Origin of the sequence: Chryseobacterium sp. (assembly GCF_022712095.1) — a bacterium.
In the GTDB taxonomy this organism is placed as follows: domain Bacteria; phylum Bacteroidota; class Bacteroidia; order Flavobacteriales; family Weeksellaceae; genus Chryseobacterium.
This window is the reverse complement of record NZ_JALAHD010000210.1, coordinates 1-2,832: the sequence shown is the minus strand read 5'-3', so window position 1 is coordinate 2,832 and position 2,832 is coordinate 1. Positions and strand designations below refer to the sequence as shown.

Annotated in this window: 2 protein-coding genes and 1 pseudogene; all 3 read left to right on the top strand. The window is 31.0% G+C overall.

Annotated features, from left to right (window positions below; all coding sequences use genetic code 11):
• The coding region (locus Q0A18_RS11145; protein WP_292010227.1) for an MraY family glycosyltransferase at positions 1-1,046 on the top strand (1,046 nt) is incomplete at its 5' end.
• 39 nt (positions 1,047-1,085) lie between these two features.
• Positions 1,086-1,940 carry a polysaccharide biosynthesis/export family protein gene (locus tag Q0A18_RS11140; protein WP_292010226.1) on the top strand — a complete coding sequence of 285 codons (855 nt, stop codon included), beginning with the start codon at positions 1,086-1,088 and terminating at the stop codon, positions 1,938-1,940.
• Between the two features lie 6 nt (positions 1,941-1,946).
• Positions 1,947-2,832: pseudogene (locus tag Q0A18_RS11135) on the top strand (gliding motility protein); the annotation flags it as partial.

Here is a 2,832-nt window from a genome sequence, read left to right as displayed (position 1 = left end):
TATTTTCATTTTTAATTACTTTTTTCTCAATCCCTACAATCATTAAAATTTCCAGAAGAAAAAATTTGATGGACGAGCCGGGAATAAGAAGCTCACATTTAAGAAAAATACCTAATTTAGGAGGAATTGCAATATTTTATTCTATAGGAATATGTGCTTCTATTTTTGCATATGAGCTTTTTGATTTATACAAATTCTTATTTGCATCCATGGTAATCCTTCTTTATATTGGAGTAATGGATGATATTGTGGTAATGAGGGCTTACAAAAAGCTGGTTGCCCAAATTGTTGTTTCATCAATTATCGTTATAGGTTCTGATATTAGAATAAGAAATTTGTTTGGAATCTTTGGTGTTTATGAAATAGAATATTGGGTAAGTGTATTGTTTAGTATTATTACCTTCATTATTCTGATCAATGCATTTAACCTTATTGATGGTATTGATGGTTTGGCAGGTGGATACTCTATAATATGCAGTGCCTTATTTGGGATTAGTTATTACAGGTTGGGAGAATATAACTATCCACTAGTAGTTCTTTCTGTTATTATCATTGGAGCTGTATTGGCTTTTCTGTATTATAATCTTTCCAATTACAGAACTAATAAAATCTTTATGGGGGATACAGGATCGATGCTTTTAGGCTTTCTATTAGCATTTACATCCATTTGCTTTATTGATATATTTATTGATAAAGCACTTCCAAATGTTCCAAGATATCATTTGCAGTCTGCACCGGTAGTAGCAGTAGCCATATTAATACTGCCTATTGTAGATACACTTAATGTTATTATTGTAAGGCTCTGTAATAAAAAGTCACCTTTTGATGCCGATAAAAATCATATTCACCATAAACTTTTGAAGCTTAATCTGACTCACAGAAGGTCGAGCTTCTATATTATCACCTATTATCTTTTCATTATAATGACAGCTTATTTCCTGAGACATATGAATATTAACGTACTGTTAATAATTGTTCTATGCTTAGGTTTTATCGGAGCTTATTTGCCAGATTTCATTTATATGCTAAGAAATAATAAAAAGTAACAATTAAATCTTTATTTTTGCAAACAACATTGAAAAAATATGATGAAGAATTATAAGTATTTATTACCCATACTACTGTCACTTATACTTACATCTTGTATAACTAAGAAAGATGTACGATACATGCAACCTAATGAAAGCCTCGTAATTAACGAAGAAGGATTGGTTCCATATAATATTCCTGTTTACCGGATTACCAAAAATGATATCTTAAACCTTAATATTGTTACAACTCCAAAAGGAGATGCTGCTCAGTTTTATTCTGCTTTAAATACCTCTGCATCCAATACTTCAAGTGGAGCTAATACTCCTATAAGAGCGGGTAACAGTAATTCCAATGGAGGGAATACCAACTTTTATTTCTATGGGTTAAAGGTAGATTCCCGTGGAGAAATCAATGTTTTTGGTATTGGATATATAAAGGCAGAAGGAAGAACGATTGAAGAAGTTACTAAGGATATTCAGGATAAAGTAAACGAGAATTTTCAGGAAGGTAAAGCTGAAGCCAGATTGAATATAGATGGTATTACTTATTATATTCTTGGAGACGTAGAAACAGTAGCAATTACCGGAGAGAAAAGTGCCCACAAAAATACACTTACTATTACGGAAGCTTTAGCTATGAATGGAGGGCTAAATAGAACTGTTGACAGAAAAAATATTGTAATCCATAGAAAATTACCGGAAGGGATTAAAATTGCTAAAATAGACCTTACACGTGAAGATGTGATGAATTCTCCTTATTATTATATTCAAAATGGAGACGAAATATATCTTAATACAAGAGGAAAAAGCTTAAATGGATTTGGAAAAGATCCGGTGCAGACCTTAACAACGGGGGTTTCTGTACTTACTACGGCATTATCAATCTATTTGCTTATTAAAAATCTTTAAAATATCATGATTCCAGGAAAAGATACTAATGTAGAGAAAAATGATTCTCAAAAGGAAAAAATTGGCTCTTTTGCTTTATTTGATATTGAGCACTTTTTAAGAAGGGTATTAAGAAATTGGTATTGGTTTGTATTAATGCTGGGCATAGGATATGTAATTTCTTGGGTGTATGGAAAATATTATGCACAAAATATCTATGCATCTACTTTATCTTTAAGTGTTTCTAATAATACCGCAAGCTATTTTACACCTAATCAATCATTCAACTTTATTTGGGGACAAGGAGGTAACCAGGATGGTATTTATTTAAAGAAAATGCTTTTGTCTAGATCTCACAATGAATTTTTGGTGAAAGAATTAGATCTTTTTGCTAATTATTCTACTAAAGGAGCAATAAAATCTACTTATCTTGATAAAGATGATTCTCCGGTTTTTCTGCAAATAGACAAAAGCCATTTACAGCAAATTAATTATCCCATTACAATAATTCCTAAAGGAAACGGGAGTTATGAGATTGTTTTACCGGAAGAAGGGCAATCAACGAACCTGTATAGTTATGAATTTGAAGGATTTCAGAATATTAACTCATATCCAAGACCTGCTAATAAAATAGTAAGATTAAATGAATGGTATACAAGTCCAAACTTAAGATTTAGACTTATTGAAAATCCCACACAGCCTAAAATCAAGCTGGATAATATTATTGTAACATTGAAATCTGTAAATCAATCTGTAGGTGATATAGTATCCACTATAGGTGTGGAATTTGATAAAGAAATCAATACTATTATGGTTATCACTAAGAAAGGGTTTAATCTTAATGGTACTGTGAGTTTCTTAAACAGGTCTGTAGATCAATTACAAAAGAAAAGATTTTTAGATAAGAATATTG

Coding starts and splice junctions, on each gene's coding strand:
- Q0A18_RS11140 (WP_292010226.1), top strand. CDS start 1,086: ATGATGAAGAATTATAAGTATTTATTACCCATACTACTGTCACTTATA.